The organism is Massilia sp. BKSP1R2A-1, from assembly GCF_050586525.1.
In the GTDB taxonomy this organism is placed as follows: Bacteria; Pseudomonadota; Gammaproteobacteria; order Burkholderiales; family Burkholderiaceae_D; genus Telluria.
Genome location: NZ_JBOBRE010000004.1, coordinates 36,226 through 50,088 on the forward strand (window position 1 = coordinate 36,226; position 13,863 = coordinate 50,088).

Sequence of the window (13,863 nt, forward strand, 5' to 3'; positions counted from 1 at the left end):
CCGAATGTCAGACCTGACACCGAGGTTGGACACCGATGTTGACTCGGTTTAGTTCGATTCCTTGATCATCCGGCCGTTGCTCGGCTGGACGGGACGCGCATTGAGGGGATACAGGCGCGAGAACAAAGCCATCTGGGCGGGCGAGGCCTGCATCGGCTGCTTCATGACGATCCACAGCACGTCCTCGGTGCAGGGCGGCTCGGTCAGGGAACCCATATAGGTGAAGTATTCGCGCTTCTCGGGCAGGCCTTCGTTCGGATCCAGCACGATCGAGGGCGAGACCGTGGTCTGCTTTTCCAGCGGCAGGTTGTTCCACACGGTCTGGATCAAGGGGTTGGCGCGGCCGCGCTCGAGCAGCACGGCCAGCACCAGCAGCTTGCCTTCGAAGCTGCGGTGCACGAAGTGGATCACCATCTCCGTGCCCTTGCCGTTGATGCGCTCTTCCGAGGGGCGGTGGAAGTGAAACTGCTGCAGCTCGTAGGTCTGGTTGCCCACGGTGAGGAAGTTGCCGCCGCCGACGTTGACCTGGATGGTGTGGCCGTTGTCGACCTCGCTGAACGACGTCGGGCGGTAGTCGAAGGCGATCTGTTCCAGGTCGACCTTCATGCCGTCGCGCAGGTCGATCGGCGACTGGCGCTTGCCGGTGCTGCACTTGGCCCAGCTGGAGTTGATGTTCGACCAGTTGGCGGGGCCGTACTCGCCCTCGTAGGTCCAGTGGGTGCCGTTCTTCGGCTTGTTGGCGGCGGCGATCGCCGCTTCGGCTTCCTTGCGGCGTTTGGCCTCAGCCGCCTTCTTCGCCTTGGCGGCGGCGGCCACGCGCGCGGCCTGCTGCTCGCGCAGCTGGGCCAGGCGCTCGGCGATACGCACCGAGAGGTCGACTTCGGACTGTTCTTCGTCGGCCGCGGCCGGCGCCGGCGCCGGAGCGGCGGCAGGCTTCAGGTTCGGCTTGATCGACGGCTTGGCCGGCACGCTGCCCTTGCCTTCGAGGATGGCCTTGACGTCGGCCGACTTGCCGTCGACCTTGGCGTCGCTGGCCTTGAATTCGGCGACCGGCTTGGCCGGCGCGGCGGGTTTTGGAGCGGGGTCGCTCGCGCTTGCGCCGGCGATGGCGAGACTGCAAGCTAACAGGGCGATGAGGTGGCGCATGGGATTCCAGGATTGGGCTGTCCTCATGCTTATCGGCAAATCGTCGTCAAAACTTGAGTGCGCTGAAGCAACAACGCCCCGAAAATATCGGGGCGTTGAAGGTGTTGCAAGGGCCGGAAGCGATCTGACAACTCAGCGACTGCTCATCGGCTGAGCACCCGGCGTGCGAACTTAACCATACCGCCGATGGCCAGCGGCACCATGGCCGCCGAGATGCCGACCAGCACGATCTCGGTCAGGTGCTCGCGGACGACCGGGATGTTGCCGAACAGGTAGCCGGCCGTGACCAGGCTGACCACCCACAGCACCGCGCCCGTGATGTTGAAGAGCTGGAAGCGCGCATGGGTCATCTCGGAAACGCCGGCCACGAAGGGCGCGAAGGTGCGCACCACCGGCACGAAGCGCGCCACGATGATGGTCTTGCCGCCGTGCTTTTCGAAGAAGTCATGGGTGCGCTGCAGGGCGTCCTTGTTGATCCAGCGGTAATTGTGTGAAAACACCCGGTGGCCGATCGCCTGCCCGATGTAATAGTTCAGGGTGTTACCGAGGACTGCCGCCGCGACCAGCAGGGCCGTCAGCAGCGGATAGTGCATTTCGCCGGTGGCGCAGAAGGCGCCGGCGATGAAGAGCAGGGTGTCGCCAGGGAAGAAGAACAGGACCACCAGGCCGGTTTCGCAGAAGACGATGGCGAACAGCACGATGTAGACATACAGGCCGTACTGGGCCAGCAAGGCGCCCAGCGTCTTATCGACATGAAGAATCATGTCGAACAATTGCATCAAATCCATATTCGTCCTAGAAGGTAGCCCGCCATCATAGCATCTCCGGATGCTTTACCTTGTGGCCACATTCCCGCACAATCGCTTGAATACTGATCCATACGGGAGACTGCATGACCGCCGTGTTCACCTTGCGCCTTGCCACCGCCGCCCTCGCCGCCATGGGCTTCGCGGCCCATGCCGCGCCAGACGCCGCCAAGACCAATACCCTGCCGCCGAAGCCGACCGTGGCCGACGTGGTCAAGGCGTCGAAACCGTCCGACTGGCGCGCGCTGGACCCGGAGAACACGGTCTACATGGACCTGCCGACCGGCCGCGTGATCATGGAACTGGCGCCCGCCTTTGCCCCCGCCACCGCCGCCAACATCCGCGCCCTGGTGCGCGAAAAATACTTCGACGGCCTGTTCATCATCCGCTCGCAGGACGGCTTCGTGGTGCAGTGGGGCGACCCGGACGAAGAGAATCCGAAGCCCTTCAAGGCCGCCAGAACCGTCAAGGAAGAATTTACCGTGCCGATCAAGGACGCGGCCAGGGCCGGCGCCTTCACCCGACTGAAGGACGGCGACGTCTACGCGCCCCAGGTCGGCCATGTCAACGGCTTCCCCGTCGCCCGCGATCCCGCCAAAGGCGAGACCTGGCTGCCCCACTGCTACGGCATGATCGGCGTGGCGCGCGACAACGGCTACGACAGCGGCAACGGCTCCCAGCTCTACGTGGTCACCGGCCACGCGCCGCGCCACCTGGACCGCAACATCACGGTGGTGGGCCGCATCGTGCAGGGCATGCCCCTGCTGTCCGCTCAGCCGCGCGGCACGGGCGCCGCCGGCTTCTACGAGAAGCCGGAACAGCGCATGCCGATCGGGTCGGTGCGCATCGCGGCCGACCTGCCGGAAGCCGAGCGCAGCAAGTTCGAAGTGATGCGCACCGACAGCGCCGCCTACCAGGCCGTGGTCGAGGCCCAGCGCAACCGGGGCGGCCCGTGGACCAAGGTTGCCACCGGCAAGATTGACCTGTGCAATGCGCCGATTCCGGTGCGCGAGCAGAAGTAACACCGCCGCCGTACCCCGGTGGGGCGGGATATAATTTGCCGATGAACGCGCCCGTCCCTACCCACCGTCCGATCCAGCAGCTGCCCGATCAGCTCATCTCGCAAATCGCCGCCGGCGAGGTCGTCGAACGGCCTTCCGCCGTGGTGAAGGAGCTGCTCGAGAACGCCCTCGATGCAGGCGCGACCCAGATCACCGTGCGCCTGGAAGAAGGCGGCGTCAAGCGCATCGCCATCACCGACAACGGCCGCGGCATCGAGCCCGAGCAGCTGCCGCTCGCCCTGGCCCGCCATGCGACCTCGAAGATCGCTTCGCTGCACGACCTGGAACACGTCGGCACCCTGGGCTTTCGCGGCGAGGCGCTGGCCTCGATCGCCTCGGTCGCCGCGGTGCGCATCACCTCGCGCACGCCGAATGCCGCCCACGCCTGGGAAATCGTCGGCTCGCACGAGGGTACCGTGGCGCCTTCCTCCGGCGCCTTCGGCACCACCATCGACGTGCAGGACCTGTATTTCAATACTCCCGCGCGCCGCAAATTCCTGAAGTCCGAACAGACGGAATACGGCCACTGCGCCGAGGTCGTGCGCCGCATTGCGCTGGCGCGTCCGGACGTGTCCTTCAGCCTCACGCACAACGGCCGCACCATCGACCACTGGAACGTGAGCGAAGCGGCCAAGCGCAGCGCCCAGATCCTGGGCAGCGACTTCGCCGAGGCGCGCCTGCCGCTGGACGAGGGGGCAGGTCCCTTGCGCCTGCACGGCTATGTCGGCCTGCCGACGGCCTCCAAGGCACGCGCCGACGGCCAGTTCTTCTACGTGAACGGGCGTTTCGTCCGCGACAAGCTGCTGGTGCACGCGGTGCGCGCGGCCTATCAGGACGTGCTGCACGGCGACCGCTTCCCCTGCTACGTGCTCTCGCTCGACCTCGACCCCGCCCTGGTCGACGTCAACGTCCACCCATCGAAGATCGAGGTGCGCTTCCGCGACAGCCGCGCGGTGCACCAGTTCGTGTTCCACGCGGTGCAGCGCACCCTGGCCCAGACCTCGGCCACGGCCCACGGCAGCGCGCCGGCGCCGATTTCCGCCGCCGAAGTGCGGCCGACCGGCACGCCGGTGTGGGCGCCGCGCCCGCACGAGCAGACTTCGTTCGGATCGCAGCTCGCGCCGACCTTCTCGCCTTCGCCCTTCGCGCCGGGCAGCCGCTGGGACGATCCGCGCCCGCAGCCCACGCAGGGCGGCGTCGCGCAGCGCACCGAAGCCTATGGCGCGCTGTTCGCGTCGAACGAGCCGGCGAAATCGGCTGCGCCGGTCGGCGTGCCGCTGTCCGCCTCCGACCGCCCGCTGTCGAACGACGATTTCCCGCTCGGCTTCGCGCTGGCCCAGCTGCACGGCATCTACATCCTGGCCCAGAACACCAAGGGCCTGGTGCTGGTCGACATGCACGCCGCCCACGAACGCATCCTCTACGAGCAGATCAAGAACGCGCTGGACGCCAGGCTTGAGGGCGAAGAGCTGCAGGTGCAGCAGCTCCTGATCCCGGTGACCTTCTACGCCGACGCCATCGAGGTGGCGACCGCCCAGGACCACCAGGAGACATTGACGGCCCTCGGCTTCGACATCGCCGCCCTGTCGCCGACCACGCTGGCCGTGCGCACGGTGCCGACCCTGTTGAAGAACGCCGACGCGCAGACCCTGGCGCGCGACGTGCTGCGCGACGTGCGCGAATTCGGCGGCTCGCGCGTGCTGATCGAGCGCCGCAACGAACTGCTCGGCACCCTCGCCTGCCACACGGCCGTGCGCGCCAACCGCATCCTGTCGAACCAGGAGATGAACGCCCTGCTGCGCCAGATGGAAATCACCGAGCGCTCCGACCAGTGCAACCACGGCCGCCCGACCTGGGTCCAGTTAGAGATCGCGGCGCTCGACAAGCTCTTCCTGCGCGGTCAATGATGTCTCAAACGAAGAAACCGATGGCCGTGGCCATCATGGGCCCGACCGCGTCCGGCAAGACCGCGGCGGCGCTGGCGATCGCGAAGACCCGTCCCGTGGAGATCATCTCGGTCGATTCGGCCCTGGTCTACCGCGAGATGGACATCGGCACCGCCAAGCCCTCGCCCGAGGAACTGGCCGCCGTTCCGCACCACCTGATCGACATCATCGACCCGCTCGAAGCGTATTCGGTGATGCAGTTCCGCGAGGATGCGATCCGCCTGGTGGCCGAGATCTCCTCGCGCGGCGCGCTGCCGCTGCTGGTGGGCGGCACCATGATGTACTTCAAGGGCCTGCTTGAGAGCCTGGACGACCTGCCGACCGCCGACCAGGCGGTGCGCGTTGCCATTGAAGAAGAAGCCGCGCGGGTCGGCTGGCCGGCGATGCATGCGAAGCTGGCCGCCCTCGACCCTGTCACGGCCGAGCGCCTGAAACCGAACGACGCCCAGCGCATCAACCGCGCCCTCGAGATCATCGAGCTGACCGGGAAACCCATGTCGGAACTGCTCGGATTGCGCGCCAAGCCCGAGCTGCCTTTCGAACTCGTCTCCTTCGCGCTGGAACCCTCGGACCGCGCCGTGCTGCACAAGCGCATCGCGCAGCGCTTCGATGTGATGCTGGGCACCCGCGACGACGAAGGGTTGGTCGCGGAAGTAGCAAGGCTGCGGGCGCGGGGCGACCTGTCGCCGACACTGCCCTCGATGCGCTGCGTCGGCTACCGCCAGACCTGGGACTACCTGGACGGCACGATCACCCGCGACGAGCTGCGCGAACTGGGCATCATCGCCACCCGCCAGCTGGCCAAGCGCCAGATCACCTGGCTGCGCGCGATGCCGGAGCGGATCGTGATAGACTGCCTCGGTACGGACCCGACGCAAGCCTTGCTGGATCGGCTGGCCGCGTTGTAAAAATGACATCGGTGTAAGATTTTTACGCCAGGGAGCAGCGTCCAGCCTTGACAGGCGTCGCGCTGGCCCCGATAATGCCTGCCGTTGCGGTGATATAGCTCAGCTGGTTAGAGCACAGCACTCATAATGCTGGGGTCGGTGGTTCAAGTCCACCTATCACCACCACAGAATTCCAAACGGATGGCTTGGCTCTCGCAGTCAGGCCATTTTGTTTTACCGCTTTCGGTGATATAGCTCAGCTGGTTAGAGCACAGCACTCATAATGCTGGGGTCGGTGGTTCAAGTCCACCTATCACCACCATGACAAAACGGCGAGATCAGCGATCTCGCCGTTTTCATTTTCTGCGGCTTTTCTTCACCAGAACAAAAATCTCTTTGCGGTGACATCCGCCCGGTCTGGTGCGACAACGTCACTGAAGCCCTTGCGATCGAACTTCTCCAGCAGTTTGTCCGCCCCGAGACGCAGCTTGAACGCCATCTCGTTCGCATGGAGCGGCACGACCGAGTAGAAAGTGACGTTCTTGACCCCGGGGATGTCGAGGGTATGAAAGTCCTCCGGAGCGCTCACCGGCGGGAGAATGATCGCCCCGCAGAACGCAATATCGGCTACATACGGTTCCGCCGGGTCGCCATTTGGTATGGTGTGGCCAAAGCCCAGCCACGTCCGGTATTTGTGCGGAAGCCGCGCCAGCTGCTTGATCAGCCGGACCGGCCAATACCAGGTCTCGTCTTCGAACGAGGACTGATCGGTTTTCCAGTCGGCGGGAAGCGTCATCATCAGTTCGACGTATCGCGGCACGTCCATCTCGTCTGGTGTACTCATCGGCAAATCGCTCATGCCGGACGTTACCAGCCGGGTGTAAGGAAACGTTGCCGTGGGCTTGACGATATGGACATCGATATGGACGGTATCCGAAACCAGTTCGTGGAAGACGGCGTCCACCGTGCCAAGATGCTGTTCGATGTGGTCCGAAATCTGCTGAATGAATTCTTCGCCTTGTGGCGCACTCCACGGCGCGGGCTCACCGTGCCGGTAGATGGGATTGCCGCTCAGTGAAACGACGTCTGCTGTCTGTTCTGGTTTCTCTGTTGTCATATGCTGTTCCTTCGCGTGGCTCGCCTCCCCAGGCAGGCGCCCTCGGCGTTTGCCTTCAGCGCTGCCCCACCAGCACCGGACGGACCGATTGCTCGTCGGCCTTCAGGGCGAAATACGTCCAGATGCCGCCAAGCAGGTCGATCACGCCGAACAGCGCGATCATGGGGCTGCCCAGATCCAGGATGGCGAAGGCCGAGAAAGCGATGAAGACGACGAAGCGCGTATAGACCGATGCTTCCAGGAAGGGACGGAATTCGTGCGTCGCCGCGACCCAGGCGTAGACGCCGAGCATGAAGGCAATCACGCCGGCGACACGGATCCACACCTCGGTGGTGGCCGGGACGCCGAAGAGCGCGAGCAGGAGGTTGGGCGCGAACACCAGCACGGGACCGATGATGAAGAGGTAGACGGCGAAGACCTTGGCGCTGAAGGCGGACTTGGACATGGTTTCCTCCTGGCTGTGGATTTACTGATCGGCAATCTTGCCGACTCTAGCATGCTTCAATCCCGACATCCACGCCTACGTCTGCCGCATAAGGCTTCCCTGTCCAGCACAAAGAAAAGGCCCGGTTCGTCGGAAACAGGCCTTTACGGTGATGAACGCAAGAATCAGTGTTTCTTGCCGCCACCCGAGATCTTGTTCTCTGTGGCCCAGGCGCGCCGTTCAGCTTCCTTCTTCGGCACGCCCTTCTTCTCATAGCCTTGCTCGATGTGCTGGGCCTGGCGTTTCTGCTTGTCCGTGTAGGACGATTTATCACCTTGAGGCATGATGACCCTCCTGTCATGGTTAGTCGATGCGCACAGGCTACGCCTCAAGCTGTCCCGGCAAAGTTCGCTATTTCACGCAAAGGGGCGATCTACTCGGCAGTAAACGACTCGTCCAGCGCGTAGTCGCCGCGCGCCAGGCCTTCGAGCACGGCCGCCGACTGCTGCAGGTAGTCGGACGGGACCAGGATGCGCACCCCGCCCAGCGCGGGGGCCAGCAGCAGGTCGGTCTGCATCAGGTGGGCGTCGGCCAGCACGGCCGGGATGCCGGCGGCGACCAGGCAGCCCTGGGCCAGCGTCGCTTCCATGGGAACCAGGTATCTGGCGATGACGAACAGGTCGCGGCCCGGGATCTGCACCACGTCCGGGTTGAGCGCCAGCCAGTCATCGAGTGCGAGTTGTTGCATGATGCTCCCCTTTATCCGAACAGCGCGGGCGCCTGCGACAGCAGGTACAGGGTGACCCCGATCAGGCCACCGACGATGGTGCCGTTGATGCGAATGTACTGCAAGTCCTTGCCGATGTTGAGTTCGATCTGTTCGGACATCTCGCGATCGTCCCACTGTTTCACGGTGTCGGCGATGTGGCGCGTGAGAAAACCCGCGAATTCGGGCGCCACGCCGCGCGCCGCCGACTCCAGGTTCTCGCTGAGCGAAGCGCGCAGCTGCGGGTCCTCGGCCAGCACCTTGCCGACCCAGGCGCCCATGCCGACCAGGCGACGGCGCAGGCTCGACTCCTCGCTGTGCAGGTCCTGCTTGAGCCAGCCCTTCAGCTCCTGCCACAGCGAGCCGAGGTAGCCGTTCAGGGTCTCGTCGCCCAGCAGGTAGGCCTTGATCTCCTCCGCCTTCTGCGCGAAGGCCGGATCGCGCTTCAGGCGCTCGATGAAGTCCACGGTGAAGGCATCGAAGCGCTGGCGCAGCGGGTGTTGCGGGTCGGCCGCGACCTTGTTCAGGATGCCCGAGGCCAGCCGAACGGCGAGGTCGGCGCCCTTGCGGCCGATGAGTTCCGAGGGCAGCATCTTCTCGATGAAGGCGTAGTCTTCCTTGAGCCAGTCGACGATGCCCTGCCCGATGGTCTCCTGGGTGTCCGCATTGTCGAGCAGGCGCGCCAGTTGCACGATACCTTCGTTGAGCAGTTCCTGGTGGCGCCCGTCGCGCGTCAGGCTTTCGAGGATGGTGCCGGCGGACTTCGACAGGTCGACGCTGCCCACCATGGCGTGTACGGCGCGGCGCATGAAGCCCTGCACGGCGCTGTCCTCGATGAAGTCGAGCATCCAGGCGCCCACCCGCACCAGGTGCTGGCCCAGCAGCTCGGTATTGGCCGGCTTGACCAGCCACTCGGCCACCTTCTGCACCGGGTCGTGGCGCCGGATCAGGCCGACGATGGATTCGGTGTCGAGGAATTTTTCGCGCACGAACAGCGCCAGGTTATCGGCGATGCGCTCCTTGTTCTTGGGGATGATCTCGGTGTGGCGCGAGACGATCGGGATCGGCACGCGCTTGAACAGCGCGACCACGGCGAACCAGTCGGCCAGGGCGCCGACCATGGCCGCCTCGGAAAAGGCGCGCAGCAGGCCGGTCCACCAATTCTGGGGCAGGAACAGGGTCGACAGGAATAGCAGGGCCGCGCCCGCGAAGAACGCGAGCGCGAGCAGTTTCGAGTTTCGTAGTTCGGCTTCCTTGGTCATAGTCCCGGGTTCGTAGGGTGGGCAAGTTTCTTGCCCACGCGTTCAACAAGAGAACGCGTCGCTGCAGTGCATGCAGGAGTTGACCGCGTGGGCGGGTTACCCGCCCACCCTACGGGTCCCCGACAGCATCCTATATGACTTCGCCGGCCCTCAGCGTTTCGATTGACTCGGCCGTAAAGCCCCAGTCGCGCAGGATGGCCTCGTTGTCCTGGCCAGGGCTCGATGGCGCCGTCGGCTGGTCCGGGACCGTCCGCGAAAAACGCGGCGCGGGCGCCGGTTGGGTCACGCCGTCGATCTCGACAAAGGTCTTGCGCGCCGCATTGTGCGGGTGGCGCGGCGCCTCGGCCATGTCCAGCACCGGGGCGAAGCAGACGTCGGTGCCTTCCAGCAGGCGGCACCACTCCTCGCGCGTGCGGGTCATGAACAAGGCTGCGAAACGCGCTTTCAGTTCCGGCCAGTGCGCCTTGTTCCAGCGCTTCGTGAACGCCTCGTCGACCGTCCCGGTCAGCGCCAGCAGCCTGGCGAAGAACTGGGGCTCGATGGCGCCGATGGCGATGAACTTGCCGTCACGGCAGGCGTAGCTGTCGTAGAAGGGCGCGCCGCCATCGAGCAGATTGGCTTCGCGCTTGTCGCTCCAGGCGCCAAAGCCGCGCAGGCCATAGGTCATGGCGCCGAGCAGGGCCGCACCGTCGGTCATGGCGGCGTCCACCACCTGCCCCTGGCCCGACTGCCGGGCCGCCAGCACCGCGCAGACGACGCCGAAGGCCAGCATCATGCCGCCCCCGCCGAAGTCGCCGACCAGGTTCAGGGGCGGGGCCGGCGGGCTGCCTGCCCGGCCCATGGCGTGCAGCATGCCGGACAGCGCGACGTAATTGATGTCGTGCCCGGCCGCCTGCGCCAGCGGCCCGTCCTGGCCCCAGCCGGTGATGCGGCCATAGACCAGCTTCGGGTTGCGCTGCAGGCAAACGTCCGGTCCCAGGCCGAGGCGCTCCATGACGCCGGGCCGGAAGCCCTCGAGCAGCACGTCGGCCCGGTCGATCAGTCCCAGCGCGGCCAGGCGGCCGGCGGGCTTCTTGAGGTCGAGCGCGATCGAGCGGCGCCCGCGCGCCATCACGTCATGGCGCGTGCCCAGCACCGGGTAGGGGCTGTCCTCCCCGGGGCCCGCCTTGCGGTCGATGCGGATCACCTCCGCGCCCATGTCGGCCAGCATCATGGCGGCAAAGGGACAGGGCCCGATGCCGACCATCTCGACCACCCGCACGCCCGTCAAGGGTCCTGCCATCGTGTTCTCCTGTTGCCTGTCAGAGCGAGCGGGCAATGATTTCTTTCATGATCTCGTTGGCGCCGCCATAGATGCGCTGCACCCGCGCGTCCACGTACATCTGGGCGATCGGGTATTCCAGCATGTAGCCGTAGCCGCCGAAGAGCTGGACGCACTGGTCGACCACCTTGCACTGCAGGTCCGAGATCCAGTACTTGGCCATCGAGGCGCGCACGGTATCCATGCGTCCCGCCAGCATGTCCTCGATGCAGCGGTCGATGAAGATGCGCGCGATCGTGGCCTCGGTCTTGATCTCGGCCAGCACGAAGCGGGTGTTCTGCATCTCGATGAGGGCCTGGCCGAAGGCGCGTCGATCGCGCGTGTGTTCCACCGTGAGCTGCAGGGCGCGCTCGATGGCGGCCACGCCGCACACGCCCAGGATGGTGCGCTCGTAGGGCAGCTCGGTCATCAGGTGGGCAAAACCCTTTCCTTCCTCGCCTCCCAGTACGTTCTCGAGCGGCACGTGGGCCTCGTCGAAATACAGTTCGCAGGTGTCCTGGCCCTTCTGCCCGACCTTGTCCAGGATGCGTCCGACGTGGAAGCCGGTATTCCCGCGGGTCTCGAGCAGCAGCAGGGACACGCCCTTGGCCCCAAGCGACGGATCGGTCTTGGCCACCACCAGGATCAGGTCGGCCAGATAGCCGTTCGAGATGAATGTCTTGGAACCGCTCACGCGGTAGCCGTCCGGGCCGCGCGCGGCCGTGGTGCGGATGCCCTTCAGGTCCGAACCCGCGCCCGGCTCGCTCATGGCGATCGCCGCGATCATCTCGCCGCTGGCGAGCTTCGGCAGATAGCGGCGCTTCTGCCCCTCGGTGCCCTGGTTCAGCAGGTAGTGGGCGACGATGGCGTGCACGTGGATGCCGAAGGCCGTATCGCCGCCGTAGGACAGCTCTTCGAAGACCACCGCCATGTGGGCGAAGCTGCCGCCGGCGCCGCCGTATTCTTCCGGGATGTCGGCCAGCAGCAGGCCCATCTCGCCGGCCTTGCGCCACAGCTCGCGGTCGACGTGCTGCTGCTCGCGCCACGTTGCCTGGTGCGGCGTGAGTTCCTTGCTGACGAAACGGCGCACCGTGTCACGGAAGGCGTCCAGTTCCTCGTTCATCCATGGGGAGGTCGTGTCCATGTCCTCAGCCCTTCCGGTACATGGTGACGACGCAGGCCCCGCCCAGGCCCAGGTTGTGCTGCAGCGCCACCTGGGCGCCGGTCACCTGGCGGGCGTCGGCCGTGCCGCGCAGCTGGTGGGTCAGCTCGTAGCACTGCGCCAGGCCGGTCGCGCCCAGCGGATGGCCCTTGGACAACAGGCCGCCGGAAGGGTTGGTGACCACGCGGCCGCCATAGCTGTTGTCGCCGTCCATGATGAACTTGTCGGCGCCGCCTTCCGGGCACAGGCCCAGGGCTTCGTAGGTGATCAGTTCATTGTGCGCGAAGCAGTCGTGCAGCTCGACCACGTCGAGATCTTCCGGGCCGAGACCGGACTGCTCGTAGACTTGTCGTGCGGCGGCGCGGCTCATGTCGTAGCCGACCAGGCGCATCATGTCGCCGGAATCGAAGGTGCCGGGCGTGTCGGTCGTCATCGACTGGGCGGCGATGCGGACGTCGCGGCGCAGGCCGTGGCGCTTGGCGAAGTCTTCCGACACCAGCAAGGCTGCGGCCGCGCCGCAGGTCGGCGGGCAGGCCATCAGGCGGGTCATCACGCCCGGCCAGATTTCCGGCGCGTCGAGCACGTCCTGCGGCGTGACTTCCTTGCGGAACAGGGCCAGCGGGTTGTTGGCGGCGTGGCGGCTGGCCTTGGCGCGGATGCGCGCGAAGGCCTCCAGGGGCGTACCGTACTTCTTCATGTGCGCCAGGCCCGCGCCGCCGAAGTAGCGCAGCGCCAGCGGGATTTCCGGCTTGCCGACCAGGCGGTCGGTCACCTCGTCGAAGGCGTCGAAAGGCGTGGGGCGGTCGGTGAAGACCGAGCCGAGGGCGCCGGGGCTCATCTGCTCGAAGCCTAGCACCAGCACGCAGTCGGCCGCGCCGCTGGCGACCGCCTGGCGGCCCAGGAACAGGGCCGTGGAACCGGTCGAGCAGTTGTTGTTGACGTTGACGATGGGGATGCCGCTCATGCCGACCGCGTACAGGGCCTTCTGGCCGCTGGTGGAGTCGCCGTGGACGTAGCCGGCATAGGCCTGCTCGACCAGGTCGTAGGAAAGGCCGGCGTCGTTCAGCGCCGCGCGCGCCGCCTGGGCGCCCATCTCGTGGTAGGGGCTGCTCGCGCCCGGCTTGGCGAAGGGGATCATCCCGACGCCGCTCACATACACCTTGTTCATGCTGTCTCCTCGTTCTAGGTCGCGCGACCTACTATCGATTCGATTATAGGTCAGCCGTATGTATTTTTGTATGCCGATGCGATAATCGCTGCATGACCCCGACATTGGACAGCGCGCTGCGCAACAAGCCCTCGCTCACCACCGAGAAAGGCTTCGGGCGCGCCCGCGCCATCCTGCTGGCCGCGCGCGCCCTGCTCGCCAGCGAAGGCTATGCCGGCCTGTCGATGCGGCGCGTCGCCCAGGACGCCGGCATGAGCCTGTCCAACGTCCAGCACTATTACGGCAACAAGGAACAGTTGCTGGAAGCGCTGCTGCTCACCACCATGGACGAGTTCCAGGCCAAGATGGACCGCATCGCCGTGGCGATGGCCGGCCGGCCGCAGGTCGAGCGCTTCCTCACCACGATCGACATGTTCCTGGACGAGATCACCGAGCCCGTCACCCATGCGATCTTCTTCGAGATCTGGGCGCTGGCCTCGCGCCATCCCTTCGCATCGAGCCTGATGGGCCGGATGATGGGGCGCGAGCGCAAGGCCGTGTATGGCCTGATCCGCGGCCTGAACCCGGCCATCGGCGACGACGAGGCCATGCAGCGCGCAATCCTGATCGTGGCCCAGGTCGAAGGCCTGATGCTGTTCCGCCTGGACCGCCACGCGCGTCCCGAGCAGTTCGCGGCCGTGCGCGCATCGGTGCACAAAGTGCTGCTATCGCTTGCGACCGTGCCCTGATTTGCGCCGATCGTCGATTTTGCCGGAATTTTTTTCCGGCCAAGGAACTTGCGTCCCTTATACTCGTGGAGTTAACAACCTGCCACGGAG

General features: G+C 65.7%; 14 protein-coding genes and 2 tRNA genes. 6 read left to right on the forward strand and 10 right to left on the reverse strand.

Features of this window, described 5'->3' with window-relative positions; all coding sequences use genetic code 11:
- Positions 1–48: 48 nt before the first annotated feature.
- Both ACQ7JA_RS07590 and ACQ7JA_RS07595 read right to left on the reverse strand, forming a co-directional pair.
- Positions 49–1,146 (reverse strand): carbonic anhydrase, encoded by a 1,098-nt coding sequence (locus ACQ7JA_RS07590; protein WP_430896206.1) that lies wholly within the window; start codon positions 1,144–1,146, stop codon positions 49–51.
- A gap of 143 nt (positions 1,147–1,289) precedes the next feature.
- Positions 1,290–1,934, reverse strand: coding sequence for a VTT domain-containing protein (locus ACQ7JA_RS07595; RefSeq protein WP_430896210.1), 645 nt, complete (start codon positions 1,932–1,934; stop codon positions 1,290–1,292).
- Between the two features lie 104 nt (positions 1,935–2,038).
- On the opposite strand from ACQ7JA_RS07595, the gene ACQ7JA_RS07600 reads away from it, so the two are divergent.
- The 5 genes from ACQ7JA_RS07600 to ACQ7JA_RS07620 all read left to right on the forward strand — a co-directional run bounded on the left by ACQ7JA_RS07600 (position 2,039) and on the right by ACQ7JA_RS07620 (position 6,168).
- Entirely contained in the window at positions 2,039–2,974 is a 936-nt protein-coding gene (locus ACQ7JA_RS07600) for a peptidylprolyl isomerase (RefSeq protein WP_430896213.1), read from the forward strand.
- Between the two features lie 41 nt (positions 2,975–3,015).
- Positions 3,016–4,920: a DNA mismatch repair endonuclease MutL gene (mutL, locus tag ACQ7JA_RS07605; RefSeq protein ID WP_430896215.1), complete on the forward strand. Its 1,905-nt coding sequence runs from the start codon at positions 3,016–3,018 to the stop codon at positions 4,918–4,920.
- Positions 4,917–5,867: a tRNA (adenosine(37)-N6)-dimethylallyltransferase MiaA gene (gene miaA / locus ACQ7JA_RS07610; RefSeq protein WP_430896218.1), complete on the forward strand. Its 951-nt coding sequence runs from the start codon at positions 4,917–4,919 to the stop codon at positions 5,865–5,867. The genes mutL and miaA overlap by 4 nt, the downstream gene beginning before the upstream one ends.
- 88 nt (positions 5,868–5,955) lie before the next feature.
- Positions 5,956–6,032 (forward strand) — tRNA-Met (locus ACQ7JA_RS07615).
- A gap of 59 nt (positions 6,033–6,091) precedes the next feature.
- Positions 6,092–6,168: transfer RNA gene (locus ACQ7JA_RS07620), tRNA-Met, on the forward strand.
- Between the two features lie 54 nt (positions 6,169–6,222).
- Here ACQ7JA_RS07620 and ACQ7JA_RS07625 read toward each other — a convergent pair.
- The 8 genes from ACQ7JA_RS07625 to ACQ7JA_RS07660 all read right to left on the reverse strand — a co-directional run bounded on the left by ACQ7JA_RS07625 (position 6,223) and on the right by ACQ7JA_RS07660 (position 13,045).
- Complete coding sequence (locus ACQ7JA_RS07625; RefSeq protein ID WP_430896220.1) at positions 6,223–6,963, reverse strand: suppressor of fused domain protein; 741 nt, start codon at positions 6,961–6,963, stop codon at positions 6,223–6,225.
- Positions 6,964–7,018: 55 nt separating this feature from the next.
- Positions 7,019–7,408, reverse strand: coding sequence for a hypothetical protein (locus ACQ7JA_RS07630; RefSeq protein WP_430896222.1), 390 nt, complete (start codon positions 7,406–7,408; stop codon positions 7,019–7,021).
- 164 nt (positions 7,409–7,572) lie between these two features.
- Entirely contained in the window at positions 7,573–7,731 is a 159-nt protein-coding gene (locus ACQ7JA_RS07635; protein WP_027866691.1) for a hypothetical protein, read from the reverse strand.
- Between the two features lie 89 nt (positions 7,732–7,820).
- A complete protein-coding gene (locus ACQ7JA_RS07640; protein WP_430896225.1) occupies positions 7,821–8,135 on the reverse strand; it encodes a hypothetical protein in 315 nt (104 codons plus the stop codon).
- An 11-nt stretch (positions 8,136–8,146) separates the two neighbouring features.
- A complete protein-coding gene (locus tag ACQ7JA_RS07645) occupies positions 8,147–9,415 on the reverse strand; it encodes a DUF445 domain-containing protein (RefSeq protein WP_430896227.1) in 1,269 nt (422 codons plus the stop codon).
- Positions 9,416–9,545: 130 nt separating this feature from the next.
- Positions 9,546–10,697: a CaiB/BaiF CoA transferase family protein gene (locus ACQ7JA_RS07650; RefSeq protein ID WP_430896230.1), complete on the reverse strand. Its 1,152-nt coding sequence runs from the start codon at positions 10,695–10,697 to the stop codon at positions 9,546–9,548.
- Positions 10,698–10,716: 19 nt separating this feature from the next.
- Complete coding sequence (locus ACQ7JA_RS07655) at positions 10,717–11,859, reverse strand: acyl-CoA dehydrogenase family protein (RefSeq protein WP_430896232.1); 1,143 nt, start codon at positions 11,857–11,859, stop codon at positions 10,717–10,719.
- 4 nt (positions 11,860–11,863) lie between these two features.
- Positions 11,864–13,045, reverse strand: coding sequence for a lipid-transfer protein (locus ACQ7JA_RS07660; protein ID WP_430896235.1), 1,182 nt, complete (start codon positions 13,043–13,045; stop codon positions 11,864–11,866).
- A 92-nt stretch (positions 13,046–13,137) separates the two neighbouring features.
- Between ACQ7JA_RS07660 and ACQ7JA_RS07665 the strand changes: the two genes are divergently transcribed.
- Positions 13,138–13,773, forward strand: a complete 636-nt coding sequence (locus ACQ7JA_RS07665; protein ID WP_430896238.1) for a TetR/AcrR family transcriptional regulator — start codon at positions 13,138–13,140, stop codon at positions 13,771–13,773.
- Positions 13,774–13,863: the final 90 nt, after the last annotated feature.